Annotated in this window: 3 protein-coding genes; 2 read left to right on the top strand and 1 reads right to left on the bottom strand. The window is 72.7% G+C overall.

Going from position 1 to position 1,972, the window contains the following annotated elements:
* Together VAE46_RS10075 and VAE46_RS10070 are read left to right on the top strand one after the other, a co-directional pair.
* A partial coding sequence (locus tag VAE46_RS10075; RefSeq protein WP_322796806.1) for an MMPL family transporter occupies positions 1-1,239 on the top strand: 1,239 nt, incomplete at its 5' end.
* Positions 1,240-1,258: 19 nt separating this feature from the next.
* Positions 1,259-1,531, top strand: coding sequence for a DUF2892 domain-containing protein (locus VAE46_RS10070; protein ID WP_322796805.1), 273 nt, complete (start codon positions 1,259-1,261; stop codon positions 1,529-1,531).
* 75 nt (positions 1,532-1,606) lie between these two features.
* Here VAE46_RS10070 and VAE46_RS10065 read toward each other — a convergent pair whose 3' ends face one another.
* Positions 1,607-1,870: a glutaredoxin family protein gene (locus VAE46_RS10065; protein ID WP_322796804.1), complete on the bottom strand. Its 264-nt coding sequence runs from the start codon at positions 1,868-1,870 to the stop codon at positions 1,607-1,609.
* Positions 1,871-1,972 lie beyond the last annotated feature (102 nt).

Below are 1,972 nucleotides of genomic sequence, written 5' to 3'. Positions count from 1 at the left end.
AGCGGCCTGACCGTGCTCATCAGCCTCTCGGCAATCCTGATCGTGCCGATCCCGGCGTTCCGGTCGATGGCGGCCGGGATGATGCTGGCGGTGGGCTTCGTTCTGCTGGCGGCGCTGACGCTGTTGCCGGCGGCGATCGGGCCGTGGGTCAATCGGCCGGCGCTGCCGTGGCACCACGCCGGCGAACACCGGAGCCGATGGTGGGCGGCGTTTGCGCGGCGGGTGCAGCGCCGGCGCGTGCTGCTCGCCGCGGTGACGGTGGCAGTCCTGCTGGCGCTCTCGGCGCCGCTGTTGCGGCTCGAAACGGGGATGCCCTCGATCTCAGTGCTGCCGAAGGATGAGCAGGCCCGCGAGGGCTACGACGCGCTGGCGACCCGGATGGGGCCGGGCGCGCCGGGCCCCATCCAGGTGGTGGTCCCGCCCGGCGGGGACGCTGCGGCGGTTGCCGAGGTGGTGGCCTCGACGCCGGGCGTGGTGATGACGTACCCGCCGCAGCCGGGGTCCGAGGGTTCGGCGCTGATCAACGCGATCACGGCCTTCGACCCCTCGAGCCGGGAGATCATGGACGTGGTGGAGGCGCTGCGCGACCGGCTGCCCTCGCAGGTGCTGGTGGGCGGGCCGGTGGCGGAGAACTACGACCTCGACCAGGCGCTCCGCTCGACGGCGCCGCTGGTCATCGGCATCGTGCTGGTGCTCGGTTTCCTGCTGCTGCTGTTCGCGCTGCAGGCGGTGTTCATCGCCTTCGCGGGGGTGGTGTTCAACCTGCTCTCGGTGGGCGCGGCGTTTGGGGTCGGCGCGCTGGCGTTCCAGCACGGCTGGCTGGCCGGACCGATGGGCTTCGAGAGCCAGGGATACCTGACGTCGTGGGCGCCGCTCTTCTTTTTCGCGCTGGTGTTCGCGATCTCGATGGACTACACGGTCTTCCTGCTGGCTTCGGCGCGGGAGCACTTCGAGCGTTCGAACGACCCGGACGAGGCGGTTGAGGGGTCGCTCGCCCACACGGGGCGGCCGATCGTGGCGGCCGCGGCGGTGATGATCGCGGTGTTCTACACGTTCGCGCTGGCGGGAACCCTCCCGATGAAGGAGATGGGGCTGATCCTTGGCACGGCGGTGCTGGTCGATGCCTTCCTGGTGCGGCTGGTGCTGGTGCCGGCGGTGATGTCGATGGTCGGGCGGCGGGCCTGGTGGCTGCCGCGCTGGGCCGACCGGATGCTGCCGGACGTCCGGTTCGCGCACTGAGGTCGAGGGAGGCACGAGCATGAACCAGGTGAACGTGTCAGGGGAAGGGCAGCCCGGGCGGTTCTCGCTCTTCATGGCCTCGAAGGCGGGGCGGGCGCTGCGGGTCGCGCTCGGGGCGGCGCTGCGCGGGGCCGGGGTGTTCGCGGTCGAGGGGTGGGCAGGTATCGCCCTGGCCGCGGCGGGCGTCGTCCCGATCGTCACCGGGGCGCTGAACCTGTGCCCGGTGGCGCCCCTGTGGGGCGGTCATTTCCTCGGGGCGAAGTACTGCGCGGCGAGGCCGCCGAAGCGCTGACTCAAGCCTCGCCGGCACGAACGCACGGCCGGGGCGGCTTCGCCGCCCCGGCCTCTTCCTGCGCCGGCAAGGGCGTCAGCGGCCCGGTGACAGGAGTTCGCGGAGCGCTGCCTCGAGGGCGGGCGCGGCGATGGGCGCGCGGGCGACCACCCGGCCGGCGGCTTCGACCACGGGGATCTCGAGGAAGTAGCGAGCCTCGAGCACCGCGTCGGCGGCGATATCCACCGGGACGACGCGGATGGGAAGTCGGCGGGCGATGCGGGCGAGTTCGGCTTCAGCGCGGTCGCAGAGGCCGCAGCCGTCGCGCCGATAGAGGGTGACAGGGAGCGGCTCGCTCACGCGGTGGGGGCGGGGGCACTGTCGGCCTCGGGCCGCCGGGCATCGGGGTCGATGTCCTCGGGCAGGCGCCCCCAGACGCGGAGGGCGTATTCCGGGGTGATG

Source organism: Tepidiforma sp., from assembly GCF_034433535.1.
GTDB lineage: Bacteria > Chloroflexota > Dehalococcoidia > Tepidiformales > Tepidiformaceae > Tepidiforma.
Note: the sequence above shows the minus strand (reverse complement) of the source record. Positions and strands in the feature narration are given on the sequence as shown.